Genomic DNA, 26,533 nt, shown 5'->3' on the forward strand with positions numbered 1-26,533 from the left:
AAGCCCACCGAAGTGGGCAGAGAATTAGGTAGCCGTGGCGCCTGGCCAAGACTTGGTGTACCAGCGCTCCAGCAAGGCTCGGAGCTGGGCGGTCATTACCGTGATCGGCATGCCGGCAAGCAGAGAGGTGAATTCCGCCTCATCAACGATGGGCAGCTCGAACAGTTCGAGCTCCGCGGTGTAGCGCCAAAGATCTACGCCGACCAACTCCGGCACCACCGGCGTATCCGTGAACCGGGCCCGGGTCGGCTGGAGTCCCAGCGGGGTTTTGAGCGGACAGAGAAACCAATCCGCCCACTTGATTCCCCACTTGCGCCAACCGTCGAACAGCTTTGCCTCGGTGGCCGTGAACATCCAAGAGACGTTCACCAGGGTGGGAACCGTCCGGTAGCGCCGCCGCTGCATTGCCCTGCCAGTAACCAGCGGCGTTCGCTCGATGGGGCTCACCGGTGCGAACCCATACCCTTCGCGCAACGGCAGCGGAAGGTCGTCAGGTATCGAAAGCATCAGGCCATTCCTCAGGTCGGAGCGAAGTTATCGTCGTCGGCATACACCCGCACGTCGTAGTTCACGGCCTCAACATCGGCTGTGAAGTCTTTGTACTTAATGGAATCGATCAGGATCGGGTAACTCCAGCGGGTGGTCGTGCCGAACTGCAGGTGCGGCGGCTCGATGTCCCAAGACAGATCCGGAACGAAGTCGAGCTGAGGAACCGTCAGCCTGGTCTCGTCGACCCGGGTTGCCGGCCATGGGCCACTTAGCGTGCCATCTGGGCGGCGAAGGCCAACAACGTGGTTGGCCCCCTCTTCCCAAGGCAGCGGCTCCGAACTCTCCAACAAGGTCAGGTCATTGCCCTCCTGAAGGTCGATCAGCAATGAGCTTTGTCCGTATCCAGGTATGTCGTCGGAGGCGGCGCAGTAGCTCTTGTACCGGCTGTTCATCGCGGCGAGTTCTGTGGAGAACGTATAGCCGTGACGTTGGTACTTGTACCGCCGCCGCTGCCGCATCCCGATCCGCCACGCCCGATCCCGGTTAATCACCCCTCTCAGCGTGATCTTCTCTGTCTTCAGGCCTTGGTCACCAGGCAGACGGCACTTCACTGTTTCCTTCTGCCAGGTGTCCTCGTCCGTGTACTCGACATCTACCCCGTCGTAATCGTCTGGCCGCACCGTGGTGAACTTACGGACCAGTCTCGCCACCATGCTCTGCGGCGTGTACAGGTGCTCGTACACCGACCGAGGTTCGTCACGCACTGGGCGTATCAGCCCGCGGTCTATGGTCAGCTCAGCAAAGCCGGCCATCAGGGCAGTGTTTAGCGCCTCAAGCACCGTTTCCTGGCCATTCACCTCAAGGTCGAATTTGTCACCACGCGCCCGCCAGATAGCATCCAGCCGATCCAGTTCCGCCAGGTCAAGGTCGTCGTCGGTATAACCAATGCTGCGAGCGACGTGAGCGAGCCACGGCACGATGTCCCTGGTGGGCGTTTCGACAGCCCAAGCGCCTCCGCTGCGCACCGGCAGCACCCGGGTTGGCCGGACCGAGACCATCGTCTGGGATTGAGCCGAAAGCCGGTTGCTGCCCTTGATGTACACCACCATGACCGTGACGCCCTCATAGCGCCGCGGCGCGCGCTCGATCCGGGCGCGCAGGCCAAACCACTGCACGCGGTCCTGCTTGTTGGAGCTGGTCGACTCCTCGCCGATCCGACGCACGCGCACTTCCGGGCGCATGAAGGTTGGCAGCGAGATTTTGCGGGTGTAGCCCATCTGGTCCGGTGATGTGGCTGTGTAGGTCGTAGTCACGGATGTCCAATCGCCCGCTGTCGCGATGTCGCGGTACTGGATCTCGACCTTGACGCTGACCTGGCGTGGGTTGCCGTTCTTGTCCGTGTAACGGATCAGCCCCTGCGGGAAGAAGAAGTCCACCTCAAGCCGGCGGGTGACCTCCCCAGGGGGCAGCGCAGCGATCGGGCCTGACCAGTCACCTTCGGTGGTAGAGCCATCGAGGACAATGTTCACGTCATTGGTTTCAATAGGGTCGAAACCGCCCCAACTACCGTCCTCGGCGCCGGTGTCAGTCAAGCGTGCGACGGTGATGGCGGACGGCCCGTGCGCTTCGTTTTCCGGAGTGTCTTCATCATCATCCTCAGAGTCGTCTGAAACGGCAGTGATGCGATACCGAAGGTCGCGGTAGCCGATGGTCGATAGCAACTCCCCGACCTGCAGGCCGATAACCGGCGCACCGCCGTCGTATGCCAGGGTCATCTTCGCGAACTGGCCATCAGTCGCAGCTTCCGACTTGGTGCCGGTTACGAACACCGGACTGGCCCCGAAAATGTCCGAAGTCGTTCCAGTGAGGCCCAGCCCAATGCCGCTGAATGGCGCGGTCTGCTCGGCAATACGCAGCAGACCAGCAGAAGCACTAGCCACCAGCGGCGTACCAGCCAATGCGCTGTTCACCGCCGACACCAAGCCGGCCAGGTTGGTGGTGGCCGTGTTCAGCGTCACGGGAAACGTGCTCGCGCCGCGAGTCACGGTGAAGCTCAGCGGCACAACATCGAAGTTGAAGCGGTTCGGCGCTGCGCTGCCGGTCACCATGGAAGCACTACCGGGCACTTCCGGAGTGCCTGGCACCTCTGGGTCGTAGGTGGCCACGACATACTCGCCGGCGTTGGCACCGGTGATCTCGATCTTCATGCCAACAAAGGGCAGCAGCATAGGCAGGTGCTTGCCGCTGATCACCGTGGCGCTACCATCGGCGGGCGCGGTGAAGGTGTACGAGTAAGGCACCTCAATGCGAGCAATCATGCCGGCCGCCCAGCCGGCCGGGAACCACCCTGCCCCCTCAGGAACGGTGATCACAAAGTCACTCGCCTGAACGGCACTGCCAGAGAACTGCTGCTGCACTGCAACCGTGGTAGTCAGCGTGAGCCCGGCATTGCCGGTGTTGGTCGCCCCAACCTCGGTTGCGCTATGCCACCACTGGGCGGCTGTCTCGCTGGCCAAGTCTTCGCCGGGGCCGTAAATCGCGTAGCTGGCGGTACCGCCAAGGGAAGCGATCGGCGTGTCCCCGACCAGGATATCGCTGGGCAACACCTGATATTTGCCCCTGCCGATGCACAACAGCAATTCCGCCCATTGCTCGGTGGGATCACCGAAGTATCTATGAACCGGCGCCAGCAGGTCCGGGAACCGTTTCGGCGAACCGGCCAGTTCTGGGATCACATCATTCAGTGCGGGCAGGTTACCCTTCACCGTCGACAGGTTCAGCTCCTTCGAGCTCCGGTTCTGCATGTTGGGCGTGGCCGGCTTAACCGGGTCGAAAGGGTTGCCCAGGCCAAACAGCTTGGCCAGCGGGCCAGGCTTGAAGATGGTCTTGAGAGAGCTGCCCTTTGGCTCGATGTAGATTGCCACCTCGTCATCCGGCCCAACCTCGGTTTCACACCAGGCGGACGGCTCAACGAGTTCGCCGTTCACCAGGATGCTGATCGGCGGTACCGGCCTTGGCTCGTAACCCTTGACCTTGGCCTTCAGCCACGCCTCGAGGGTCGTGGCCTGATCCAACGGATAGCGCTCAAGCGGCCCGCCTTCAAGCTTGCTCGGGAAGATCTCGATCACGATGGTATTTGACCTTTGGGTAGGATCGCTCGAAGTCGATCAGGCGCATGTTGGTCACCCCTGCAACGGGATTGGTCTCGAACACCCGCAGCTCGCCGTCAATCAGAACGACGACACCGACGTGTGTGCACAGCCCACCATGAATCACGGCGGCAATTGCCCCCGGAACTGGTGGCCCAACTGGCATCAGGTTGGAGTACTTGGCATAGGCCTTGGCGGATGAGCGAAGGTCCCGGCGGTCGATTGGCCCGAAAGAAGGCAGAGGCGGTAGGCCGAGGACCTCCTCGCGGATAGCCAGGACCAGGCCCCAGCAGTCGAGCAGATATCGGCCGCCCACGACCTCACCCCGCGCCCCGTCTTCATACGTCGCGGTGAAATATTTGTCGTACATGGCTACTGGTAGGTCAGTGCTGGAGCGAAATCGGTGGTGTAGCGGAACCTGTTCCACATCATGTTGATCAGGTCGTAATAGCCGGCCTCGATCTGGATCGTAGGTCCATCCATGGTCCCGCCGAACGATGTCATCCGGTATGGCCTGTCAGCGGGCTCGCCGGGAATGCTGTACAGGTACTCGCGGTAAACGATGGTGACCCTGGCCTCGGCTTCGAGTGATGCATCGATCAGTTGCTGCGCTTCACCCGTTACGTTGTCGATAACGAAGGTCAGCGTCTGTGCACCGCTGTTGTCCTTGGCTGGCAACGCCACGTCGATGGCCGAGGCCAGGAACGTGACTGTTTTGCCAGCTTCGGTCGTGGCCCGGAAGTCTTCGAAGTCCTGCACTAGGTAAAGCGTCTTGGCCCAGGCAGGGCAGGAAATCTCCAGCGTTGGAACTATGTCATCCCCACCCGAGGCGTAAACAACTTCAAGCGCCGTCATTTCGGGTCCCTCCTCAAGCCGTAGGCCGCCCCGGCGGCGCGACTGACCTTGCCTGTACCGCGGGCGAACCCTCTGGCGATCCTGTCCTCAGCTGCATCAAGGATCACTGCCAGTTCGCCCTCGGACATTTCGCGACGCGCCCGCACCGGCGGGCCATTGTTGATGATCTTCAGAGCCCCAGGCTGATTCGAGTTTTTCGCCACGCTATCCAATGTGCGGTCAAGCTTCGCGCTGGTTTCGGCGGTGGTAACCCGTTCGCCCTTCTTCAGGTTCCAGGTGCCATCAGCCGGCACGTAATCGATGCCGTCGTGCGCCTGGCCATCCAGCGAGGCGCCAACAGCGGACATGAGCACACCAGCGGCGCCGGCGGCGGCGATTGCAGCACCAGGTGCAATCGCTGGACCCACGAAGGGAACGCCGATCATGGAAACAAAGGCGTTCAGGGCAGCCATGGCTACCTGCGCGGCGGCGAAGGATAGAAGCGCGTTGCCCATGGATTGAATGAACGTTGAGGCAAAGCCCTCGACATCGAGCTTTCCAGTCTCGGCCCACTCAGTGACAGCATCCGTCAGGTTGGCCAAGGTATCGGCGCCGACCTGCTGCATGCTGCCATAAAGGTCCATCGCCGCTTCGGCCTGGGTGGCAAAGCCGCTGAGGAAGCCGGCCGTACCGTTGAGCTGAAGTTTGTCGATGTCCTCGTAGTACTTCTCCTGCATGGCCCGGCGTTTTTCCAAGGCTTTTTCGAGGATGTCGTTCTCGCGTTCGTACGCCGAATCCGACACATCGCCGGCTTCATGCCGCTGACGAAGATCCTCAAGCTGGTCCTGGTAGTCCTGCTCGATCGCCAGCATGTCCAGGGCGCGCTGCTTCATCTCGTCGCTGCTGTAGGCATTCAGCAGCGGCGCATCCAGTGCGCGCTGGTCAATGTCCAGCTGCCTCTTCACGCTGGCATCAAACCCGGCGACCGCCTTGTCATCCTCCTTGGCCTGCTTCAACTTTTTCAGCTGGTCCAGCTCAGCGGCCAGGCCCTTCAGGCGCTCCTGCTGCTTGGCGCTCAGCCCGGCGAGGTTTCCAGACTCCAGTTCAAACTGTAGCTTGGCAACCTCGGTGGCCTCCTTGCGCTTGTCGGTCTCGGTGTTGATTAGGGCGATCTGTCGCTTGTAGCCCTCTTCCGCAGTATCGAATTGACCCTGCAGCTTCTTGGCGGCCTGCTCTGCCGCCTTTGCCGCAGCCAGAGCTTCGGCAGTCGGTGCCTTGAACGTGCCCTTGGCGCCTTCCTTGTTCACCAGGGCAAGCGCCCCAGCAATTTCCTTGATCTTTCCACTCGCTTGCCCGGATGAGCCAGCCTGGTCAACACGTACCCAAAGCTTGTTGTAACGCTCGTCCAGCTTGTCCAAGTCCTTGCCGACATCGCCAGCAAGCCTTGACGAGTTCTCCTTGATCTTGTCGATGGCCTCGAGCGGTTTCGACAGGTCGACGCCCTCTAACGAACCACCGACGATGTCCACTAACCCGGAGATGGATTTGCCGGTGAGCTCAACGGCATATGCCAGGGCCAGGGCAGTCTTCGCGCCGAAGTCCATCACCACGCGCAGGCCGTCCGACAGCGCCGTCATCGTCTCCGTATCCTGGCTCAGGTCGAATAGGATGTCCGAATAGCCACTCAGCGTAGGCATCAATGCCGAGGCGAGCTGGTTTTTGATGCCGGCCATGGATTGCTGAGCCAGCCAACCAGCAGCTGCAAGGTTCTGCGTCGCAGCGATGGTCTTCTGATCCATGATCGCGCCGGCTTTCTCGGCCGCATCGCCCAGGACGTTGAATCCTGCTCCGTTGTCGCGGAGTAACGGCAGGAGCAACGTGGCGTCGTTCGCCAGCGATTCCATCTGCTGGGTCATTTCGGCCTGACTAAGGCCGGCCTTCTCGAGACTGGTTGCAAAGAGCTGCAGAGCCTGCGGCCCGGAGAGGTTGCGGAACTGTTCGGCGGTGACACCAACCTTCGGCGCGATAGTCTTGAAGAAGTCTTGCAGCTCCCCCCCACCGTTCAGCAGGAAATCGCCAACCTTGTCGTTCACATCCTTGAGGATGTCGGCGAACTTGTCCGACTCAATGCCTACTGCCTTCGCGCCAGCCGCATATCGCTGAAACTCGTCGGTATTGCTTCCCGCGACTGCCGATAGGCGGCTGATCTCACTGGCCGCTGATACCGTTGAAACCGTGAAAGCAGCAAGCGCCGTTACACCAGCAGCGACTGCAGCACCGATTGCCGTGCCAACTGCTTTAGCGTTTTTCTCTACATCCTTCCGCCAGTTTGATGAGCTTCTGCCAGCCTTATCAAGGCCCTCTACAAAACCACCAACTTTGGCAATAACATCGAGAGTCAGGGTGCCCAGTGATCTAGATGCCATCTTTTTCTCCGGGCATAAAAAAACCCGCCGAAGCGGGTTTAACTTAGTTTGGGTACTGTTTTTTTAGAGACTCCAATCTTGCGGCGTCTCGCTCGTCAAACTGGCCTGATCCGAATAAAGGTTCGTTATCAGCTCCGTCTAGGCGAACAACCTCAACCGTGAACATTGCGTCTTTCGGAGGATCAACGTCGCCCCACTTACTAAATTGATTGGGTGCGAGAGACCAGCTCTGCGCTTCCCCTGGTTCAACACCACCCGAGATTTCGTAATTGAAGCTCTCGACAAGCCAAGGAACAGATCGTCCCGGAGAAGCGATCGTACCTTTGAAGTAAGCTCTGGATACAGCTTGTCCTGTCCCGTTCTTGATGGAAACCTCAATGATGGGCTTCTCACGATAGCTATACTCTTCTGTCCGCTTGTAGAATCTGGACTTAAGCACTTCAAACTTTTTCAACTGTTCTGCAGCTTTATCAGAATCTGCCTTTTTCTTTTCGAGTTCTAGAATTTCCGAGAGAGCCTGTTGACGCTCACGCTCAGCTCTTTCCGCTCGAACGCGATCGGCCTCAGCAGAAACCTCCTTCGCGCCCTTACCACCAAGAGATGTACGCATTTCAGTGGCAATATCTTCAGCGTTTGTCCGACCACTCATAACGTCTTTGAAGTCCACGCCCTGCATAGCGAGATACATTATGTCAGAGGTAAACTTACTTCTTTCTGCTACAGGAAGGCTCTGGGAGATCTTGTCAATGGACTTTTTGAAAGCCTCCTCAGAGCTACCATCGATCTTGGGCTCGCCGCACCCCGACAAAGCTCCACACAATACTGCTAAAGCAAGCACACGGCGCATCTGTATTCCCTCACATTGAAAACGCCGGAGCATATCAAAGTGCCGCCACCGTGTAGAACCCGATCAGCCCCAGGAGCTCATCGCCTCTACGAGTGTGATTTCCCGGTCGTCGTGGTCATGCGGAGCAAAGTCCGCAACTGTGTAGGGCGACGGGCGCTTCTGTGGGTCTCGATGAAGATTGGCCGTCAACGCCGCGAGCACAGCCACGGATCGCTCGATGCGCATACCAAGGTGCAAGGAGCCGCGGCGCCGGCGAAACCTCACCCAGGACCGGAACTCGCTCAGGCTGAGGGATTCTTTGGCTTGCGCGATCGTCGGCCCACCGACGCCGGAGAGGACGAGCTCGTGCCAGATTTCGTCGAGTTCGGTGAGCTCGTCGTCTTTCCCAGGTCATTGACCTCCTGGATAGCGAAGAGCAGCGCTACCGAAAGCGCACCATCAAGTGAGCCCATACGCTTGGTGCTTTTCGGATCTTTCGCGAGCTCGACCGGATCAAGCGGGCCATGGGTAATGTCCATGGGGCTGCTGAACACCGGATTGCCCTCTTCGTCGCAGATCGAGGCCGCGATCTTGCCGGCAATACTGTCCTGCTTTCCGTTGAACGAGAGCACATCGCTCACGGCAGTCTGGTAGCCGAGTGGACGAACGAATACGGTTGCATCAAAGTCGGTGCCGTTCTGGCGCCACTTGATCTTCTTTTCCACTGGGCGACCAGTGAAGGAGCCAGCGCTTTTCAGCGCGTCGAGTGTCAACTTCATGGGTTACCTCAGCTTGTCGACTTTGGAATCCAGACGCCACGGCCAGAGCGCTGGATAGTGGCGGCCGTGCTCACGACAGAGTTCGCGGCAAAGTCGAACGGGAAGTCCGACACGTAGCCTTCGAAGATGTACCAGGTGCGGTTAGTCGGCAGTTCGAAGTCATCACCAGCGGTGTTGACCGTTGGCAGCGAGGTCGGCTCACCATCTGCATCAACCGGCCCATCGGACCAACCAATGGCCCACTTCTGCTTGGTGTCAGCGTCCGACTCGGACAGCTGGTGCAGTCGCACATGGCTGGCGTTGGCCGGGTCAGCATTCACGGTCAAGGCGGCCTGGCCCGGGGTACGCAATCCCTTTTTGTAGGTTCGATCCTTGTCCTTGAGGCAGGTGTCCTCGATGGAGTCCGCCGGGTTTCCGCCAGGGTTGAAGGCCGTGGCGCACTCAACCTCGAGCACTGCCATCGGTCCCGTAGGGGTGGGCTTATCCAGCACGAACACCTGCGTGCCTTGGGTCAAAATCGACATGGTTGTCTCCTGTCGGACAAAGAAAAGCCCGCACTCGGCGGGCCGGGTTTGCTCAGCGGCGGACTATCCAGTCCACGTCGAAGCTGGTTCGATAATTCTTTGTGGTGGGGTCGCGCGCCTCGCCACCCCAGCGTGTGACATTGGCGCGCAGCTCAATGGCATCGCGAATCGCATCGCGAACTTTGCGAACCGAGGTGCCGGTGGTGCCATACACATCGATCTGCAACGAGAACCCGTCTACATCTGGGCGGCCAGCCAGGTAGTTCTCCGGGCTGCCGTTCACCAGCTGCCAGACCGCATATGGCTTAGCCACACCCTCTGGAGCCTCTCCAAAGGAATACAGCCGCAGCGCAGCGCCGACACCGAGCAATGCAGTCACACCTGCAGCCCGGGAGCACACTTCAAAAATGGGGGCAGTCATTTGGATACGGCCTTCTTCGCAGCGCGCCGGATGGCGCGGTCTATCGCCTTCTCGTACTCGGTGACGAAGGTGCTGGTGGCCTCGCTGATGCTGTCGGCAAGCGCAGGCCGCATGAACGGCACAGCGGCCATGTTCTCAGTCCCGAATTCGATCAGACGCCAGTGCGGCGTGGGCGAGTTCGGACTGAGGTCGCCGCCGTCTTTGAGCACGGCGCCGTGCAGCACACCGATCCGGAAGCCGAGGTCTCCGGTCTGCTTAAACAACTTGCCGTTCCAGCGCAGGGCGATGTTGTCAGAGATCGAGCGGCCGGTTGCCTTGTCGTCGATCCGCTCGGCGCCTTCCTTGGCCTTCTGCATCACCACCTGCGCGGCCTTGCGCAATGCGGCACGACCACCCTTGCGGCGAACGTCGTAGCTGACCGAGTCCATCTTCCCCAGCAGGCTATCCAAGCCGGTGATGCTGAACTCGACGTTGTCAGCCATCTTTCACCCCTTTCGACACGAGGATGGTGAGGTATTCCTGACCTGACTTATCGTCTTCTAGGGGCGGGCCTTCGATGCTGTACACCTCGCCGCGGTAGATGATGCGCATAGAGGGCAGCACGCCTTGGCGATACCGGATCACCATACGCGCCGTGGCTTCGGACTGGGCCGCCTTCGCCGCTACCAGATCGCGAGCTGATAACGGCTCAACCCGGGCCGGGCACCTTGGCCACTTCGACACCCAGTCAGGCTCACCGAACTCACCGCTTTCTTCGTCGCGGACGGCGATGAACTCCTCGATGTCGATCCGGTGCCGTAGCTTGCCGGCCTGCATCACACACCCATCCGGATGCGGTAGGGCATCAGCAGATGCTGAGAAGCCAGCGGCAACTCGGTCGCAATGGTGCCGGTGACGACCTCCTCGCGATTGGCGAACAGGTGGCCAAGCTTGAGCAGGCAAGCCGCCTGGATGGCGGGGTTAAGCACCATGCCGTAGGCGATGGAATCCGCCACGTCGTAGGCATCCGCCAGGGCCTTGCGCGCGTGCTCGAACAGCCGGCAGCGCATGGCGTGGTCCTGTTCCGCCTCAGCGGCATCGAGCGCGGCTGCGTTCGCCTCCTTGGCTAGTTGCAGGGCAGCAGAGACGCCGGCGCGGGCTTCGTCGAGCGCCACCTGGTCGAGGTAGAAGCGGCGGTTGAGGAACTGCATGGCCGCCTCCTCCGCCGCATCGAGCTGCGCCTGGACCAGCACCTGGTCTTCAGGTTCAGCCAGCAGGTGATGCATGGCCAGGTCGATGGCGATCACAGACATGGATCACTCCTTGGCTTTGGTGGCCGTACCCTTGCCGCCCTTGTTGGCCGGCTCCGGCGCCTTCTTGTTCTCGGGCTCCGCGGATTTCTTCACGTCGTACTCCTCGATAAGGCCATTGCGCAGCAAGTCGCGAGCACGCAGCTCGTCGACGGTAATTTCTTGGTTGCGCTTAACGTAAGCACCACCGTTGTTGAAGCCCTTGATGGTTTTGACTTTGATGTCTGGCATGCGCGGTCACGCCCGGTTTCCCGGGCGCACTCCTGAGCTGATTACGGGGTGGGTTCGAATTCGCCGTGCACGAACGACTCAGGGCGATACACCGCCAAAGCCAAGCGCTCCTCGGCACGGATGGTGACCATGTTGGTGCGGAAGTTGTCACCGTCCTCGGTGGAGACCTCGACAGCCGCCTCCTCGCGGTCGAACACCTGGGCCGCGATGTTCATCGCGCCAACCAAGAACTCGCCTTCTGGCACCGCGTTGCTGTCCACCACCGGCAGCTTCCACAGGCGCTGCACGCCCCCTTCTTGGACGTTCACCCAGATGTAGGAGCCATTGGCATCCTTGGTCAGCTCGATGTCGGCCCAGTCCACCGGGTTCAACGCGATGGCCGAAGCGCGGTACTCGGCAACGCGCACCTGCAAGATCGCGCGGCGCAGGGTGTCGATCTTGGTGTCACCGGCCTTGCGCAGCGCCTCGTTGAACGCGGTAGCCTGCGGGATCAGGCCCAGGAGGTTCTGCCCGGTGCCGTCGCCGGCCAGCAGCTGCTCCTCTTCCTTGTACTTCAGGCCGTAGATCGCACGGCCGTTGATATAGCTCTGCAGCAGCGGGATGTCCGACAGCACCTGCTTGGAAGCGCGGAACCAGTGGGCAATGGTGATGACGTTGGTAGTCTTCAGGCCAAAGGACAGATCGGACTGGGCCTTCGCGGCGCCCTCACCCGCCTGCGGCGCGGCCATGTTCTGGAAGCCGGTTTCCTGCACGAACTCGACCGCGTTCGAGCCGGTGCGGCCTGGCATGATCAAGTCGCGAATGGTGAATTCACGCTCTGGGCCCACCACGATGCCGGGTACCCGGGTCGGCTGGATCGCCACGCCGACGCCACCGGTCCCGGTGGTAGCGCTGGTGATGTTGGTCACGGCCTTGCGACCTACGCGAACGATGCCGCGACCGCGAGTTTGCAGCGACTTGAAGTCGTCGCACTCGGTCAGCTCCTCGCCAGCCGACTTGAAATCGACTGGATCATTGGCGGAGAAGCGGCGGGCCATCTTCTGCTCGATCTCTTGCAGGCGGTCCTGCAGGCCCAAGCCGTCCTTCACCAGGCCATCGAGGATGGTCTTGGTGTCGGCCAGGATGGTGCCGTGCGACTTGATTTCTTCGGTGGCCTTGGCGGCGAACGCCTTGATCTCTTTGTCGCGCTCATCGAGCAGGTCGTTGACCGCTTTCAGTTGCAGCTTGTCTTCGGCGTGCTCCTTGCGCTGGAACTGGCGGTGTTCGGAGCGAGCCTGGTTGCTCATGGCGTTATGCATGATGAATCCTCAAAACGATGGGAGAGAAAGTGCTGGGCGCGATTTCAACGCCTCAACGATTTCGATTGCTGCCAGGTCGCCCTCGGACTCGCTCCGGAGCAGGTGCTGCAGCCCGCGGTTGGCAATCACCGTGGACTGAGATTTCGAGAAGCCTGCCTCGCGCAGGAGCAACTCAAATTCGGGCATCGAAGGCAGGCCGCCATGGGCCAATTTCGACTTGATGGTGTCGGTGCGCGCCTCGTCGTTGGCGGGCACGGTGACGATGGAGATCTCGATCAGGTCTAGCTTGGTCAGCGTTCGGATCCGAGTCTTCTCGTCAAAGCTCGATTCGCGGACGTAATAGCCAATCGAAAGGCCGGTGATCGAACGGGTCTGCATGCCACGGTAGGCGATACGCGCATACGGGGCGTCCTGCAACCAGAGCTCCCCGGCGCCGAACAGACCCCGGTCGTCTTCCTTCATGCTGCTGATTTCCCAGCTACCGATTGGCTCGCCGGTGCGGTGCTGCCAGAGCACCGGGAAGGTTCGCGACTTGGCCTTGGCGTCCTCGATCGACTCCAGGAAGGCGCCAGGCGCGACTACCTCGTTGTAGCTATCGACGACGCCGAACACCGAGCCGTAGCCAGAAAAAAGGCCGTCGTCACCGACAGCCTTCACGTCATAGTCGAAAGAGCGGTACTTGACCGCCGCCAGTCGATCCTTGTGCCTCATGGGGTATTACCTCTTGGCTGGTCATTGAGCCAGTCGAGCAGCGCCGACTTGGCCTGGTTGGCACCGTCGGGGTCTTCACCCAGCTTGTCGATCGGCAGCATGTTGGATTGCACGGTGAGCTTCGCGGCGTTACCGCCCTGCGGTGGCAGGTTTTCTTTGATCCGGCAGTCGTCTCGCGAGTAGATACCGTTCTGCGTCATGGAGCTGTAGAAGGCCGCCCGCGCCGCGCTGTCCATGCGCAGCAGCCCTTCCGGGTTGAACTTCACGTAGAAGCGGCGACGTTCGTCAGGGCGCAGCAGACGCCGGTTGGCGCACATCTCGATGCGTTTGATCCACGGCAGCAGGGTGAAGGATAGGAAGCCGATCATCTGCTGCTCCATGCCGGTGCCCCAGCTGGTGGAGTTCTGTGTGTGCCCGACCATCCACGGCGGCACGCGGAACCAGCGGCAAATCTCCTCGACGTTGAACGCCCTGGTCTGCAGCATCTGGGCATCCTCAGGCGTCATGGATACCTGCTGGTACTTCATGCCCGCTTCGAGAACCATCGTCTTGCCGTGGTTCGTCGCGCCTGAGAACTGCTTGATCATGTCCTCGCGGATATCCTTCCGCTGTTCCGGCTTGAGGATCTGGTCCGTGGACAGGACGCCGCCCAGCTTCATGCCGTTGGCAAACATCTTGGCCGCCGACTCATCAGCCGCCATGGCCGAGCCCAGCACCTGTCGCCCGTAGGCCAGAGGCGACAGGCCGCAAAGCGGGTCAACGCCGAAGGCTCGCACGTGCACCATCTGATCCTCGGTCAACGTGTGAGGCTTGCCAAAGTTGTCGGTGTAGCGGTACTCGATCGAGCCATCGGCCAAGCGCCGCGGTGGCGACATGTTCTGCGGTAATAGAAATTCCAGGCTGGTCAGCGTGCGGCCCCTCTGGTGAGGCTCGCAGAAGGCGTTCCCCTGCAGCAACAAGCTGGCCAGGACGTTCTCCCAGAATTCCACTGGGGTTTGATCGGCGTTCGGCTGCTGGCTGATGACGAAGTTGACCGGGTGGGAGCTGGCCACCACCGGCGCGCCGTTCTTGTCCTCATACAGAGCGATCGGCAGCGTTGCAATGGTCTCGGCGATCAAGCGCACGCAAGCCCACACCGTCGAGAGCTGCAGCGCCGTCTGCTGACTGACCACCTTTCCCGACGCTGAATCGGTGCCGTAGTACGTGTTCCAGAACGCGGAGTCGGTGAGGCCAATCTTGCGGCCAGCCCATCCAGCCAGGCTCGAAGCCACTCCCGGCTCGGCCGACTTCACCAAGGCCTGGCCGAGGATCTGCGTGAGTGATTTAGCCACCGATCAACCCCTTGCGAATGAAGCCCGCGGCTACCAGTAGCGAACCGGCAGCGGCCAGCAGCGCGTAACCCAGGCCGGCCAGCACATATACGCCAGCAACGCCCAGCAGCAAGCCGCCGGCGGCAAGCACCAGAAAGATGATCAGGCCAGTTTTCATAGGTTGTCCCATTAGCCAACCACGATAGGGTTGGCGAAGAAGTTGTCGAAGCCGCCAGAGCCTTCGGCAGCCAGGCGCAGAACCGATCCAACAGCCATGATCAGTGCCACGGCGCCGTCGATCTTGTTGTCTTCGCCCTGCTTGATTGGTCGCACCACGTCATCGTTACCCGGCAGGTTCTTGCCAATCACGTTGCCGATACACCAGGTCATGATCGGATTGCCGTCGTGGTGGAAGCGGCCCGCCTCAATTGCTGCCTCCAGCTCCTTCATGCCGTCGGACATGTTGGTGTAGTTCTGGGTGATGGTGATCGGGTTGAAGCCCTCGTCGTCCAGGTCATGGCTCAGACCAGTGGCTCCGTGCGGGTCGATCGGGCTCTCCCTGATCGGGGCCAGCTTGTTGGCGTCCTTGGTGTCCTCGAGGATTTCGCGGTAATCGACCTCGGCACCGGGCGTGGCGATCAGATGGCCAGTGTTGACCCAGGCTTGGAAGCGCTCTGACATTCGCTTGTTGTCTACGTCATTGGCCGTGTCTTCCGGCACCCAGAACGCAGGCCCAACACTGTAATAGTGGATTTTCCCATCGACCTCACGCCAGAACAGCCTGGCCCTGGAGTTCATGTCCAGCTTCCGCGCTAGGTCGAAGCCGGCAACCCATTCCTGGCCCTCAAACTGTTCAAGCGTGAGCGTCTTGTCCTCGCAGGCTTTCCAGCTCTCCATGTTGAAGAAGCCGGACTTGGCGCTCACCCACAGGTTCAAGTGCTTGGTCTTGAACGTGTTGGTGAAGCGCGCCGAGCGGATCGCCCTGGCCAGCTGGCTCTCCAGGTACTCCTGGAACACGGACACTCCCATGCAGGGGTTGGCCTTGGCCAGGTTCTTCGGGTCGGTCCAGTCGTCGCCGTCGTCGAGCGTCCAGATGTAGCCGAACAGCTCGTCGTCGGGGACGGTGCCGTTGAGCATCTCGATGACCTGGCGCCGCTTGTCGTAGCACGGACCCTCAATATTCGCGCCGGCTGTGGTGATGATGAACATCAACGGCTGGCGGCGTGCGCCCATGCCGGTGAGCATCGTGTCGTACTGGGCCGCGCTATCGTGCTCATGGTATTCGTCGATGATCGCGCAGGACGGCGATGCACCATCACCGGGGTTGCCGATCAACGGCTCGAAGCGGCTGCCGTTGGACGGGATGTTCAGGTTCGAGGCGTTGACCTCGATGCCTGCTGCCTCGATCAGCATCGGGGAGCGACTGACCATCAACCTTGCAGGACGGAACACCTCCCACGCCTGTTTCTCGGTGGTCGCACCGGAGTAGACCTCGGCGCCGAACTCGTTGTCGGCAGTGAACATGCTGATGCCGACGCCGGCCGCAATCACCGATTTGCCGTTCTTGCGCGGCACTTCCCAGTAGCTCTCGCGGAAGCGCCGGTACCCGCCCTTCTTCCGGACCCAGCCGAAGGTGCAGGCCAGGCCGAAGAGCTGCCAAGGCTCCAGGGTGATCAGCTGTCGCTTGAACGCCCATTCGCCCTTGGTGTGAGGCAGCAGCTGCATGAGCCGCAGCTTTTTCTCAGCCTTGGCCGGGTCGAACTTGTACGGGTAATCCTTCGATCGGCTAGCCGCTACGTCATCGAAGTGCCGCTCGATCGCCTGGTGGATGAATCGGCAAGCGGGAAACTTTCCTTTGAGGACGGACTTTGCCCACGCCATCGCCTTGTCGACGTTGGTGTACTTGGCTCTGGCCATCAGGAACTCAGTAGGGCTGCGAACTCGTTGGTGGATTTCTGCTTGTTGCCGCCGATGATCCGCGTGCGGCTGGCCGGGTCCAGACCCAGCATGGAACCGAAGGTGACCATCTGGCGCATCGCTTCGTTAGCTGCAGTGAGCGCCGGGTTTTTCACCGGCCCGCCGGTGGCTCCAGCCACCACGATGCCGTGGGCGATAACCGATTCCTGTGCTCTTCGCCAGTTACCGTAGGCAGAACAGAACGCCTCGACGTTGTGCATGTCGGTCAAGGCAAGAACCTTTGCCCGGAGCAATTCCGGAACCAGCATTTCCCATACCCGGGTGGCGTGTTCACACAGCCATTCGGGCGCGTCAACGTTGGTCACGAGGGCAAAATCTGGTTCGTCCTTGTTCAGCTTGCGCTTGCCGGGATTGCCGGCCAACGCCTTCTGGGCCGTGGGTTTTGGGCGACGGCCGGAGCGCCCGGCAACCCCTGGCATCGGCGCCTCCACTAAACTTTATATTTCGCGGGTGTAAAAAAACGATTGAGGGCGCGGTGTCCGGGCGAAAGGGCCTGAACTTTTGACCCTCCCCCTTCCCTCCAACGAGATTTCGTCTCATTTGCCTCGTTTCGATCATTTTTTGATCGTTTTCGACTCCCGCTGCGTCTTCGCCTTGTGGCAGTCGCGGTTGATCGCCCGAAGGTTGTCGTCATCGTCCTTGCCACCGTGGGCCAGGGCCACGATGTGGTCCACCTCATGCGCCTCTCGGATGCGTCCAAGCTGGGTGCAGTCGTCACACCGACATAGGTACTGATCTCGCTTGAGGATGCGTTCACGCTTGCGACGCCATGGGCGACCACCACGACCAGATCCTTTGCGGGTCGCCCAAGCCTTGGCCTGCTCTGCAGCCAGGTCGGCATGGCCATCGCAGTAGCCATTTCCGTTGCGGTGCAGTGCTCTGCAGCCTGACGCCCGGCACGGACGCTGAGGTCTCATCGGCATGGCGCACCACTCAGGTAAGTCTGAGGAGGAGTATCAGGATCGACATCGCCCTCATCCGCCAGTGCTCCGATCAGTGCCAGGTTCTGGGTCGCGATCTGTTCGAGAAGGATTGTCTGCTTCTGCTGCTGGTCCAGGATCTGCTGGAGCAAAAAGATTGCTTGCTCGTTCACGGGCCACCTTCATCCACTTGTTGATCCATTCGCGCCGGGCGGCGCATCCGCTGCAACTCATCAGCCTTGGGCCTTGCGGGACAGGAACATATCGGAGTAGCCGCGAAGCTTCTCCACACCCATGAACCCGACCATTCCGCCGGCGAAGGTGGCCATACCCTGTGGCAGGCCCATCCATTCGAGCAGCGGCACCAGGGCCAGGGTGATGAGACCGCACAGGGCACCCTCCAAGAACATCTGGCGGCGGGTGCCGCCCCCATACACGACCCGGAGGACGGCGATCGCAACGGACAGGCCGGCGGCGCCAAGCTGGGGCTGATGGGCAATCACCCAGGTGAGCACAGCGGCCCACAGGCCAGGATCCTTCTCGGGCATGTTTGGCATCTCGATTCCTCCCTTTTTCGGGGAGCAAAAAATAGAAAGCCCCGGCAGATGCCGGGGCTCACGGGTGATAGCTTTGCAATAATCAAAGCACTGGAAGGAGGCTTAAAAATTTGTTTTCCGATTGCGGTCAAGCCACTCATGGCCGTTCCAAGTGAGCTGGAATCCGTGGCTGCCATGACTGATGAATCCAGCCTCCATTGTTCGAGCAATCAAATAAGAAAACTCGGGGGTATCGAGAGGCGGCACCGCACTCTTACCAGACTCCTTCCACAATTCTGTCAAGGCCTGGCGGGACATACCTTTTTCATCTGCACGCTTCTCAAGTAGCTCCAACAGATGCCTAACTTTATTCAAATCTCGACGCATCACTACATCCGTGATCAACACATGGAGGCAGTTCAATATCACGCGCTCAAAAAAAAACCCAGCTCTGTGGCTGGGCTTTTACACATCACTCCTCAACACGCGCAGGAATGACAGGATAGGTATAATTTCTCTCACTCTCTCACAGATGTCAATAGGCAATTATGCGGCGTCTTTGATCAGCAGGCCTTCCGCTTCAAGAATCGCCCGAACCTCCCTCAGAGAGTCGTTGATCATGCCGTCAAGCTTCTCTTTGATCCCGGAACGCCAGCGGTAGCGCGTAGGCTCGGGCGTAGCGTCCAAATCCCAAGTGTTCATGTCGTAGAAGCTGCCCGGAAGAATGATCAGATCCTCGGCCAAGGCCTCTGCCTTTTTGCGCTCAGCCTGACCAGCGGCCAAGGCAGCGTTGACCAGATTTTCTCGGCGCCATTCAGGCGCATCCAGCGGGATATCCACCACAACCGAGCGAGGCCCCTTGCGGCGCGCTCCCTTGAGCTTTGGGATGGCCCAGGTGGTCACGGCCTTGTAGATGAATAGCTGAGGTGCCGGGCTGGCAATCAGCGGCGCGATAGCCGTGATGCCCTGCAGCCGATTTGCCTTGCTGGTGGCGTACTTCGCATTGAGTGCGCTCCAGTGGCGGGGAATGAGCAGGTGATGGAGGCGCGCAGCCAGCCAGTAATCAATCTGAGCCCGGTCAAAGCCGTCTGAATTGCCGCCTAGCGAAGCCAGGCAACCACCCTCCTCTTCCGCCGACTTGTAGAGTTTCTGCCATGCCTGGCCTTTCGCAGCGCCTTTCTCCCCTGCCGCCAGAGCGGCGACGACTGCACCCGATACGCTGTTGTAGATCATGTCCTTCCCCCTCAATCGCCGGTGTAGTTGGTGCCGCCGGCGCCGCGCCGGTTGCTTCCCTGATATGTAGCCTCAGGCCCGGACGCCTGAGGGCTCTTCAACTGCTCGATCTGCCGGAGCGCTGCCCGAAGCCTCATGCTGAGCTGGGTCACCAGTTCATCCAGGGACAGGGCCTCACCAGTTGCTGCTGCCACAAAGCCTGAGGCGTTACAGTGGTCGCATGGCAGTTCGTGAAACACACCCTGAGTGACCGCTCTCCCACGGCACAAAGGGCACTGAGCCAACCTGATCACAGCCTTCTTGAAGGCAGGGCCATGGCTCTTCCCTGTCACTTTGAATCCTCGCTAATTACAAATGCGGTACGGTCGTTCGGTGCCACGGCTGCTGTGGCCTCGGGCGAATTCTGCGAATTTTCAAATAAGGCCTTGGTAAGGCCGTGGATGGCTGCGAAGCCGATCAGATCAAGCCAGGCATGCCACTTCTCCAGCGCGGCGCGGCGCTGCTGCATGGCCTGGGTGTGGATGTAGGTGCTGGCGATCTTGCCCAGCTTGTGGTTCAGCAGCATCTCGCCGATGTGGCCGTCGATGCCGAGGTCGGTCCAGGTGCTGCGGGAAACCTTGCGCAGGTCGTGACTGGTCCACTCGCCCTGCCCCAGGCGCTTGAACACGTTGCTGGCCTGCGTCTCGCTCAGGCACAGGCCCCGGCGATTCGGGAACAGGTACACACCCTCGTAGCCCTCGGTCTGCTGGATAGCCCGGTACCGAGTCAGCAGCGCCTGCACTTGGGCGGTCAGAGGCAGGCGGTGCTCGGTACGGGTCTTGGCGTTGGCGGCGGGGATGAACCACTCGGCCGCTGCCAGCGAGATCTCATTCCAGCGCGCCATGCGGGTCTCACCGATCCGGGTGCCGTGGGCCAGCATCATCAGGGCCAGCATGGCAGCGCCTGGATCCTGCTCGAATGCCTGGGCCAGCTGCTGCATCAGCTCCGGCAGTTGCACATCACGCAGGCGGGCTGCCTTGGGCAGGATCTTGGCCTTGGTGAAGTCGTTGAAGCGCATCCCGGCCATGGGGTTACGGTCGATCAGGCCAAGTTGCAGTGCCTGGCGGAAGGCGGTCAGCAGCAGCGCGAACATCTGCCGCAGGTAGGACAGCGACACCTCGGCCTGGCACGGCCACATCAAGTGCTTGTCCAACGCATCGGCAGACACGTCAGCCAAGGCCACGTCATCCAGGCGCGGTTTCAAGTGCTGGGCAATGGCAGAGCGGGCGCCGGCCTTGCGCTTGGCCGACAGCGAGCGGTCACGCGCCATCCGATCGCCGTACCAGTCAAGCAGCTGCCCCACGGTGGCCATGCCGGAAACCACCGGCGCCGTGGCCGGATCGCGCAGCAACCGCTGACGCAGCGCGGGCAGCTCGGCAATCACCGCCGCCACGTTCAGGTCAGGCCAACGGGCGACCGGCACCCACTTCTTGCCGCGCACCAGGTGCCAGGTGCCGCGCTCACGGTTGCTCCAGAAACGCAGGTACAGGCCAGGGTGACGCGGGTCGCGCAGGTCGCGCACCGACTTGTCGGCGGCCTGCCGGCGCACTTCGGCCTCGCTCAGTTTCACTTCCCGGGTCGCGCTCATGCAGCCACCGTGGCAGGCAGCAGCAGATAGGCGCGGATGGCCTCGACGGCATCGATGTTGCCCCGGCACACGATGGCTAGGTAGCCCTGATCGGCAAGCGCCTGCAGGTAGGCATCCTGGCTCGGAGATACCGGCGCGTCATAGGGCGGCATGGCCTTGAACTCGATGTATAGGCCGAAATAGCCACCTCGAGCCATGGGCAGCACCAGGTCAGGCACACCGGCTTTCACGCCCTGCCCCTTCAGCTTGGCAGCCACTGCCTTGACCCGGTGCCCGCCGTTCGGGACGTGGTAGATCAGCTTGTAGGCCTGCGGGTAGCGCAGTTGCAGCTCCTGCATCAGCGCGGCCTGCTCCTGCCCTTCCCGATCGACGGGCTTGGCGCGAGTCGGCTTGGCCCTGAACGGGCGAATGGCGGGCGAATTCATGCGATCAGCACCCCCTCATTGAGCAGCAGCGCCTGGGTGCGCATGACGCCCTCGGCGTGGTACCGGCGTGCGGTGTCGCGATCCACTGCCCGGCTGCGTCCGTCGCACGCGTCGTGACAAGCGCTGCAGCACCAGGCGCCTTGCAGGTCGTGCGGCTTCTTGCCGACGCCGCAGGTGCCCGCCAGGCGGTAGTGCGCAAGTACGGTGGTCTCGGGGTTGCCGTTGCATACGCCTGGGATGCGCACCTGGCACTCACGCCCGCGCGCGGCCTTGGTCAGCTTGGACTGGCGCATCAGATCGACTCCCGCCCGCGGTGGGACGCCCAGTCGAACGGCAGGACGATGCCGCCGCCTTCCCGCAGCCGGTCGGCCGATCGCTCGCCCATAGCCGCTGGCAACTCCTTCGCGCCAAGGTTGGAAATCACGATGGTCGGCAGCATCCGCTCGTAGCGACCGTTGATGATCGAGAACAGCCGGCTCAGCTCGAAATCGCTCGGGGCCTCCTTGCTCGCTCCGACTTCATCGAGAACCAGCAGTGACGGGCGAATCAATGCGTCAAGGATGCTCCCCTCGGTCTGGCCGGAACCGCCATCGAACGTGGCGCGGATGGCCTGCAGGATTCCACCAAGGGTCCGATAGGCAGCCGTATGGGTGGAATTGGCCATCACGGCTTGGGCGATAGACACGCCAAGATGCGTTTTGCCGGTGCCCGGGTTACCCACCAGGATCAGGCAGCGCCCGGCGGCCAGGTTGGCATCAAACTCGGCGGCGTAACGTTCGCAGCGCGCTTTGGCCTTTTGCTGGCCGTCGCAGCTCACCGCGTAGCTGTCGAAGGTCTTGTCCTTGAATCGCTTTGGAATCAGCGAGTCACCCAGCTTGTAGGCGAGGTCAACACGCTGACGCTTGACGTCCTCGGCCTGGCTTTTCGCAACCTGCGCCGCCTTGCAGCCTGGGCATGGGGAACGAAAGGTGTGGTTGAGTACCTGGTGGGTCGTTGCCTCATACGGGCCATGCTCTTCGCACATGGCCATGGAGGTGACCTGCGGGCCGGCAATGCTGGACAGGTGAACCACTTTTTCAGAACGCATAGGAGCCATCCCCCCGTGGAATAAGGCCATCGTGATAGTCGCGGTCGTTGAAGCCGTGGTGACGGCTGTTGGGCTTGCCCTGGGCGGGCGATTGGGATGCAAAACGCTTGGTGACCCATTCCACTTCGAAACCTTGCCATCCGCTCTCGATGGCGATCTCCATCGCTTTGCTGGGCTGAACACCGAAGGCCTTGCACCGCTCGAGCTTGGAATTCAGCGCCGACCAGATGCGTGCAGTCAGCGGCGCACGCTTGGCCTTGCGGATAGCTAGGTAATCAGCGATCAGCGCCTCGCTCAGGTCATGCGGGTTGTCGGCCAGCATCGCTACCTTGCCGAAGGGAGCCTTGCGCTCAGCCTTCGCCGGGGACTGCCCCGATTCACTGGGGGGGCATGTAACATCTTCCGAAGGAAGATTTACATAGGGGGTTTCTTTCTTAGAATAAAGAAGGGAGTCGGCGGTTTTGGTCTGTTTCGAGTCTTCGCCGATTCGGACCACTTGAGCCGATTCGGCTGTTTTGGTCTGTTTCGGCTCAGTGACATAGACCCAGTCTTTCGGGTCATTCACACCGATGTCGCCACGGGCACCACCCTCGCGGAACAACACGCCTCGGCGCAGCAGGCTGGAAATCGCCTTCGACACGGTATCTGGGTGAGCGTGGATGGCTTTCGCGATGTCGGTAGCCGGGATGCGCTGGGCGCCCGCACCGAAGTTGATGGTGACCTTGGCCACGTACAGCACAATCTTCATCTCCCGGGCTGGGAGATCGATAGCCAGCAGGCCATCCATGAGCTGGTTGTCCATCCGGGTGAACCCCCTGGACTTGTCAAGTGGGACGATGTTTGTCATGCTTAAACCCGTTCTAAAGCTGTAGAGAAAGCCGCCCTGCCAGGCGGTTTTTTTTCGTCTGCTGTATGGCTACTGGATGCCTGAACAGCTGGACGGCCCCACTACTGGCTCAAGGCCAGATAACTCACAATTCACCTCGTCAATCGGAACCTTTCACCGGGCATGCGACGGGAACATCTTGGCGTTGAGCAACAAGCGCCCCACCTGACTCCTTCTCCAGAACGCACTGCATCGGATAAGAGAAACCGCCAGCAGCACGGCACTGCGAGACCCTGCTGCTGGACACGCCGAGAGCGTTACCGATGGCGCGGCCGGTGCGGAAATGTTTCAGGGCTTCGTCAAAGGTCATTGATGTCTCTCCGAGGTCTTCGGCGAGTTTAGAGTTCTTAACACTACAAGGCAAGTTATCTAAACACTCAAAGGTTTAGAATCCTAAATATGGAATTCAAAGACCGCGTCATCGCGCGCATGAAGGAGCTCAACCTGAGCTCAACCGACCTCAGCAAATTGTCTGGCGTGTCCAAGGCAACCGTGAGTTTCTGGATTAACGGGACGAACGGTGCTAAGGGCAAGAATCTACTCGCCTTGGCCAAAGCACTTGAGTGCTCAGCAGAATGGCTTTCTGACGGCACCGGCCAACCAACCGACGAGAACTCTCCTTCCGGAGCCGCATCCAGCACTGCCGAACTGGTAGCACAGATGCTTGCCTCCAAGGCTGGGAAGAACCTTTCGGAGAAAGCGCGCGAAGTGATGCTTGCCGCTGCTGCCGAAGCCGACAGCCCAGATCGCGGACAAGAATACCTGCCCTCTGCATATTCCAGCCTGAAGCCGACCCAAGAGGAAATTCTGATTCCTCAGTACGACGTGCGAGCGGCAATGGGCCACGGACAAGTGCCTGCCGACTACAGCGAGGCGGTACGTAACCTTGTAGTACGCGAGGAAATTTTGCGGGAGAAGGGAGTTACGTATACCTCACCTTCAGCACTGGCGATGATCACCGGTTGGGGCCAGAGCATGGAGGGGACCATCAATGACAAGGACCTGGTCATTGTTGATCGCGGCATCAGCGAGTTTATCGGTGAAGGGATTTACGTCATCACCTGGCACCAGGAACTGTACATCAAGCGGATGATGCGTTTGGATGAGGACCATTTTCGGCTGATCTCTGACAACCAGCATTACGAAAATCAGACGGCTCGCATCGATGATGTCACAGTCCACGCCAAGGTACTGCTGATCTGGAACGCGAAAAAGGCCTAGCACTCAGCCTCAAGAAGCCCGCGTAATAGCGGGCTTTTCGTACCGTCAAAACGGCGCCGCCTCCTCTAACGCTATAAATTCATCCTGAGTTTCTGCCTGAGGATCATCATCGGAGAAGGCCTCCCAGCGCAGCGTTACAGAAACATCCTCCTCATTGAATTCCATTTCGATCCCATCAGTCTCCTTGAGGATCCCCATCACCTCCTCCCACTCTCTGTCCCCATCAGTATCTAGCCGGTGAATGGTCACCCACCTTTGCTGTCGAGCCGTAGGATGATTGATCATCGATGACACCCGAAGACCCAGGCGCTCCACGCCTGACATAACCGATCTTTCCTGCTGCTTCTGGGGCTTTGCCATCTGATCCTCCGATAACTGTATATCCATACAGGGACTACACAAGACTAGCTGATCTCCTACAAAGCCGGAAGTCTTGACTTTCAATGCTCGCCGGGAGTACCCGTTCGTCCGCACTGTTTAGATTTCTAAAATTCTTCTTGACGCTTTCTGTTTAGTTTTCTAAATTTGCCTCAAGCAGTCGCGCCATGGGCTGCCGGCATACAAGCCACCGCTCTTTAAAAACCAGCAGATGAGCCACCAGGCGCCGAGTTAAGCCGGCCGTTGAGCCCTGGTGGACAGTACGCAACGCAGCAAGCTTCCTCGCTCGACATGTCGGCCCGCAGGTTTGCTGAGCAATACCGATTTCACTGGCTGGCCTTGGCAACAGGGCCAGACGGGAAATCAACTGGAGAAGAACGATGAGAATCGAGCGTCGAGTAGCAGATGCGTCGGTCAATCCACCGACGCTGGAGGGCCGCGTGGAGGCCGCGCTGATGACCCTGGCCTGCCAGGGTGACCCTGGGCTGAGAACGAAACTTGCGCTGATGCATCCCAGCCGGGACATTGATAAAGACAGCTGCCTGAAATACGCCACAATCGTCCTCAGTCGGACAATAGCTGCTTCATTACAAGCTTTGCCTCCTGAGCGTCTTCAGCGGATTTCGACAGAGTTAGCTGAATATCTCGCTCCAAGAGCTTGATCGCTACAACCCCGTACCAAAAGCCATCTTCAAGCTCTACAGCATCTCTAACCTCGATCGGTTGATCGGTTTCAAGGTGCGTAGGGTTCATATCGTCGGCGTCATGCAGGTATTCCAACTTGAGCTTGCGCATATGCAGCTCGCCCTCCTTTGCAGGCTGTGTTGTGTGAGAGCGCTCAGCCTAGCGCAAAGCCCGTCACCTGGGCAGTGGTGAGCTGGCCGCTGGCCGCCATTCAACCAGCACCACGTCAGCCTGACGAGAACTGCCCGGTTCACCTGGTTCCCCATCACCAGGCTGCATCGGCGTGTGATCTGGAAGCGCAGGCATGCGCACATCTGGAAGTGGTCAGCCCGTCTGGCGTATGCCGGGGTAGCACCAGCGGCGGCCAGGTAAAGCTGAGTCGAAAGAATGACCACCGGCGCCGAGCCGGACAGATCACACACCAATGCAGCCCACCCCCCGAGATCAATCATGGACACGATCACCATCGGCGCATGGATAGGCCACCTTGGCCGAGGCCTGGCGCCTCGCGAATTGCAATGCATCCTCGATGTCGCCCAGGGCTTCACCACCAAGGAGATAGCCAGGCACTTCGGCATCAGCGAAAGCGGTGTCGAGAAGCGCATCGGCGACGCCATGTTGAAGCTGGGCGTTGCCCGCCGTGCCGCGGCCGTAGCCGAAGCCATGCGCCGCCAGATCATCAGCCCGCTCTGCATCGCCTTGGCCGCCCTCATCACCATGCACGCGGTGATCGATGACAGCGACCCAATGCGCCGCGATCGCCGCACGCCGGAGCGCCGCACCGCCCAAGTTCGAATCGTTCGCAAGGCCGAGGCCTTCGAATACCACGCCTGACCCACCCGAGGATCACCCCATGCAGACAGCAATGCACCCTGCTTTCGAGCAGAAGCTTGCCGTGCTCGCGGCACTGCTCGAGCGCAGCAAGTCAGTGAGAGCCGAGGCGCACGCCAAGGTCAGCCAGCAAGCGCCGCGCTACCAGGCATCTGGCAACGGCACGACGTGGGATGTGGTGGAGATCGCCACCGGCGCGAAGCAGGGCTTCGCCTACAGCTACCGGACGGCCATGCGGTTTGTGGATGCGATGGAGGCAGGCGCAGCGACAAAGCGGGGTGACCTGCAGTGATCGGCGCAATCCCTGACCAGCGTGAAGCCGTGCTGGCCCAGCTCAATGCGAGCATCGACAGCTTCTTCAGTGCCGGCGGTTCCGCTCAAGTCCTGCCAGCCGCTGGGTATGTACCACGCCGGCCGCGACGTGAGCCGGAGCCAGGACCT

36 protein-coding genes are annotated in these 26,533 nt (G+C 60.6%); 3 read left to right on the top strand and 33 right to left on the bottom strand.

Annotated elements, in window-relative coordinates:
- Positions 1–24 precede the first annotated feature (24 nt).
- From I8746_RS05270 to I8746_RS05415, 31 genes are all read right to left on the bottom strand, one after another.
- Complete coding sequence (locus I8746_RS05270) at positions 25–507, bottom strand: hypothetical protein (protein WP_012053480.1); 483 nt, start codon at positions 505–507, stop codon at positions 25–27.
- An 11-nt stretch (positions 508–518) separates the two neighbouring features.
- Positions 519–3,617, bottom strand: coding sequence for a host specificity factor TipJ family phage tail protein (locus I8746_RS05275; RefSeq protein ID WP_221100252.1), 3,099 nt, complete (start codon positions 3,615–3,617; stop codon positions 519–521).
- Positions 3,589–4,008, bottom strand: a complete 420-nt coding sequence (locus tag I8746_RS05280) for a hypothetical protein (RefSeq protein ID WP_012053482.1) — start codon at positions 4,006–4,008, stop codon at positions 3,589–3,591. Before I8746_RS05280 ends, I8746_RS05275 begins: the two co-directional genes overlap by 29 nt.
- Before the next feature lie 2 nt (positions 4,009–4,010).
- A complete protein-coding gene (locus I8746_RS05285) occupies positions 4,011–4,493 on the bottom strand; it encodes a DUF1833 family protein (protein ID WP_221100253.1) in 483 nt (160 codons plus the stop codon).
- Complete coding sequence (locus tag I8746_RS05290) at positions 4,490–6,898, bottom strand: phage tail tape measure protein (RefSeq protein WP_221100254.1); 2,409 nt, start codon at positions 6,896–6,898, stop codon at positions 4,490–4,492. Before I8746_RS05290 ends, I8746_RS05285 begins: the two co-directional genes overlap by 4 nt.
- A gap of 43 nt (positions 6,899–6,941) precedes the next feature.
- Complete coding sequence (locus tag I8746_RS05295) at positions 6,942–7,745, bottom strand: DUF6694 family lipoprotein (protein ID WP_221100255.1); 804 nt, start codon at positions 7,743–7,745, stop codon at positions 6,942–6,944.
- 281 nt (positions 7,746–8,026) lie between these two features.
- Positions 8,027–8,503: a phage tail assembly chaperone family protein, TAC gene (locus tag I8746_RS05300; protein ID WP_221100256.1), complete on the bottom strand. Its 477-nt coding sequence runs from the start codon at positions 8,501–8,503 to the stop codon at positions 8,027–8,029.
- Between the two features lie 8 nt (positions 8,504–8,511).
- Positions 8,512–9,027: a phage tail tube protein gene (locus I8746_RS05305; protein ID WP_144180214.1), complete on the bottom strand. Its 516-nt coding sequence runs from the start codon at positions 9,025–9,027 to the stop codon at positions 8,512–8,514.
- 52 nt (positions 9,028–9,079) lie between these two features.
- Positions 9,080–9,448: a DUF3168 domain-containing protein gene (locus I8746_RS05310; RefSeq protein WP_144180211.1), complete on the bottom strand. Its 369-nt coding sequence runs from the start codon at positions 9,446–9,448 to the stop codon at positions 9,080–9,082.
- On the bottom strand, positions 9,445–9,930 hold the full coding sequence (locus I8746_RS05315; RefSeq protein ID WP_221100257.1) for an HK97-gp10 family putative phage morphogenesis protein: 486 nt from the start codon (positions 9,928–9,930) through the stop codon (positions 9,445–9,447). The genes I8746_RS05310 and I8746_RS05315 overlap by 4 nt, the downstream gene beginning before the upstream one ends.
- On the bottom strand, positions 9,923–10,264 hold the full coding sequence (locus I8746_RS05320) for a phage head closure protein (protein WP_221100293.1): 342 nt from the start codon (positions 10,262–10,264) through the stop codon (positions 9,923–9,925). The genes I8746_RS05315 and I8746_RS05320 overlap by 8 nt, the downstream gene beginning before the upstream one ends.
- Positions 10,264–10,740, bottom strand: coding sequence for a head-tail connector protein (locus tag I8746_RS05325; RefSeq protein ID WP_221100258.1), 477 nt, complete (start codon positions 10,738–10,740; stop codon positions 10,264–10,266). The genes I8746_RS05320 and I8746_RS05325 overlap by 1 nt, the downstream gene beginning before the upstream one ends.
- 3 nt (positions 10,741–10,743) lie before the next feature.
- Positions 10,744–10,968 carry a hypothetical protein gene (locus I8746_RS05330; RefSeq protein ID WP_221100259.1) on the bottom strand — a complete coding sequence of 75 codons (225 nt, stop codon included), beginning with the start codon at positions 10,966–10,968 and terminating at the stop codon, positions 10,744–10,746.
- 41 nt (positions 10,969–11,009) lie between these two features.
- Positions 11,010–12,266, bottom strand: a complete 1,257-nt coding sequence (locus I8746_RS05335) for a phage major capsid protein (RefSeq protein WP_221100260.1) — start codon at positions 12,264–12,266, stop codon at positions 11,010–11,012.
- 9 nt (positions 12,267–12,275) lie between these two features.
- On the bottom strand, positions 12,276–12,977 hold the full coding sequence (locus I8746_RS05340; protein ID WP_221100261.1) for an HK97 family phage prohead protease: 702 nt from the start codon (positions 12,975–12,977) through the stop codon (positions 12,276–12,278).
- Positions 12,974–14,308: a phage portal protein gene (locus I8746_RS05345; RefSeq protein ID WP_221100262.1), complete on the bottom strand. Its 1,335-nt coding sequence runs from the start codon at positions 14,306–14,308 to the stop codon at positions 12,974–12,976. The genes I8746_RS05340 and I8746_RS05345 overlap by 4 nt, the downstream gene beginning before the upstream one ends.
- Entirely contained in the window at positions 14,301–14,465 is a 165-nt protein-coding gene (locus I8746_RS05350; protein ID WP_010952648.1) for a hypothetical protein, read from the bottom strand. The genes I8746_RS05345 and I8746_RS05350 overlap by 8 nt, the downstream gene beginning before the upstream one ends.
- 11 nt (positions 14,466–14,476) lie before the next feature.
- Positions 14,477–16,204, bottom strand: coding sequence for a terminase large subunit (locus I8746_RS05355; RefSeq protein ID WP_129932381.1), 1,728 nt, complete (start codon positions 16,202–16,204; stop codon positions 14,477–14,479).
- Positions 16,204–16,683, bottom strand: coding sequence for a phage terminase small subunit P27 family (locus I8746_RS05360; protein ID WP_108078152.1), 480 nt, complete (start codon positions 16,681–16,683; stop codon positions 16,204–16,206). The genes I8746_RS05355 and I8746_RS05360 overlap by 1 nt, the downstream gene beginning before the upstream one ends.
- 135 nt (positions 16,684–16,818) lie before the next feature.
- Positions 16,819–17,187: an HNH endonuclease gene (locus I8746_RS05365; RefSeq protein WP_221100263.1), complete on the bottom strand. Its 369-nt coding sequence runs from the start codon at positions 17,185–17,187 to the stop codon at positions 16,819–16,821.
- Complete coding sequence (locus I8746_RS05370) at positions 17,178–17,357, bottom strand: hypothetical protein (RefSeq protein ID WP_221100264.1); 180 nt, start codon at positions 17,355–17,357, stop codon at positions 17,178–17,180. The genes I8746_RS05365 and I8746_RS05370 overlap by 10 nt, the downstream gene beginning before the upstream one ends.
- A 60-nt stretch (positions 17,358–17,417) precedes the next feature.
- A complete protein-coding gene (locus I8746_RS05375; protein WP_221100265.1) occupies positions 17,418–17,741 on the bottom strand; it encodes a phage holin, lambda family in 324 nt (107 codons plus the stop codon).
- Between the two features lie 102 nt (positions 17,742–17,843).
- Entirely contained in the window at positions 17,844–18,107 is a 264-nt protein-coding gene (locus I8746_RS05380; protein ID WP_221100266.1) for a hypothetical protein, read from the bottom strand.
- Positions 18,108–18,266: 159 nt separating this feature from the next.
- Positions 18,267–18,953 carry a hypothetical protein gene (locus tag I8746_RS05385; protein ID WP_221100267.1) on the bottom strand — a complete coding sequence of 229 codons (687 nt, stop codon included), beginning with the start codon at positions 18,951–18,953 and terminating at the stop codon, positions 18,267–18,269.
- Between the two features lie 11 nt (positions 18,954–18,964).
- Positions 18,965–19,285 carry a hypothetical protein gene (locus I8746_RS27075; protein WP_311044809.1) on the bottom strand — a complete coding sequence of 107 codons (321 nt, stop codon included), beginning with the start codon at positions 19,283–19,285 and terminating at the stop codon, positions 18,965–18,967.
- The gene (locus I8746_RS05390; protein WP_221100268.1) at positions 19,282–20,580 is read right to left on the bottom strand and encodes a site-specific integrase; all 1,299 of its coding nucleotides are present in this window, start codon (positions 20,578–20,580) and stop codon (positions 19,282–19,284) included. The genes I8746_RS27075 and I8746_RS05390 overlap by 4 nt, the downstream gene beginning before the upstream one ends.
- Complete coding sequence (locus I8746_RS05395; RefSeq protein ID WP_221100269.1) at positions 20,577–21,005, bottom strand: VRR-NUC domain-containing protein; 429 nt, start codon at positions 21,003–21,005, stop codon at positions 20,577–20,579. The genes I8746_RS05390 and I8746_RS05395 overlap by 4 nt, the downstream gene beginning before the upstream one ends.
- Positions 21,002–21,298: a DUF1364 domain-containing protein gene (locus I8746_RS05400; RefSeq protein ID WP_070096471.1), complete on the bottom strand. Its 297-nt coding sequence runs from the start codon at positions 21,296–21,298 to the stop codon at positions 21,002–21,004. The genes I8746_RS05395 and I8746_RS05400 overlap by 4 nt, the downstream gene beginning before the upstream one ends.
- On the bottom strand, positions 21,298–22,092 hold the full coding sequence (locus tag I8746_RS05405) for an ATP-binding protein (protein WP_088512202.1): 795 nt from the start codon (positions 22,090–22,092) through the stop codon (positions 21,298–21,300). Before I8746_RS05405 ends, I8746_RS05400 begins: the two co-directional genes overlap by 1 nt.
- On the bottom strand, positions 22,082–22,939 hold the full coding sequence (locus I8746_RS05410) for a replication protein (protein WP_221100270.1): 858 nt from the start codon (positions 22,937–22,939) through the stop codon (positions 22,082–22,084). Before I8746_RS05410 ends, I8746_RS05405 begins: the two co-directional genes overlap by 11 nt.
- Before the next feature lie 139 nt (positions 22,940–23,078).
- Positions 23,079–23,288: a hypothetical protein gene (locus tag I8746_RS05415; protein ID WP_108191422.1), complete on the bottom strand. Its 210-nt coding sequence runs from the start codon at positions 23,286–23,288 to the stop codon at positions 23,079–23,081.
- Positions 23,289–23,377: 89 nt separating this feature from the next.
- Here I8746_RS05415 and I8746_RS05420 point away from each other — a divergent pair, with 89 nt between their 5' ends.
- Positions 23,378–24,199, top strand: a complete 822-nt coding sequence (locus tag I8746_RS05420; protein ID WP_108191421.1) for a S24 family peptidase — start codon at positions 23,378–23,380, stop codon at positions 24,197–24,199.
- A 45-nt stretch (positions 24,200–24,244) separates the two neighbouring features.
- Here I8746_RS05420 and I8746_RS05425 read toward each other — a convergent pair whose 3' ends face one another.
- Together I8746_RS05425 and I8746_RS05430 are read right to left on the bottom strand one after the other, a co-directional pair.
- Entirely contained in the window at positions 24,245–24,559 is a 315-nt protein-coding gene (locus tag I8746_RS05425) for a DUF1654 domain-containing protein (RefSeq protein WP_108191469.1), read from the bottom strand.
- 582 nt (positions 24,560–25,141) lie between these two features.
- Entirely contained in the window at positions 25,142–25,372 is a 231-nt protein-coding gene (locus I8746_RS05430) for a hypothetical protein (protein ID WP_221100271.1), read from the bottom strand.
- 339 nt (positions 25,373–25,711) lie between these two features.
- Between I8746_RS05430 and I8746_RS05435 the strand changes: the two genes are divergently transcribed.
- The gene (locus I8746_RS05435) at positions 25,712–26,095 is read left to right on the top strand and encodes a helix-turn-helix transcriptional regulator (RefSeq protein WP_088512209.1); all 384 of its coding nucleotides are present in this window, start codon (positions 25,712–25,714) and stop codon (positions 26,093–26,095) included.
- Positions 26,096–26,114: 19 nt separating this feature from the next.
- Positions 26,115–26,384: a hypothetical protein gene (locus I8746_RS05440; protein WP_221100272.1), complete on the top strand. Its 270-nt coding sequence runs from the start codon at positions 26,115–26,117 to the stop codon at positions 26,382–26,384.
- Positions 26,385–26,533: the final 149 nt, after the last annotated feature.

The sequence above is a fragment of the Pseudomonas sp. USTB-Z genome (assembly GCF_019691255.1).
Classification (GTDB): domain Bacteria; phylum Pseudomonadota; class Gammaproteobacteria; order Pseudomonadales; family Pseudomonadaceae; genus Aquipseudomonas; species Aquipseudomonas alloputida.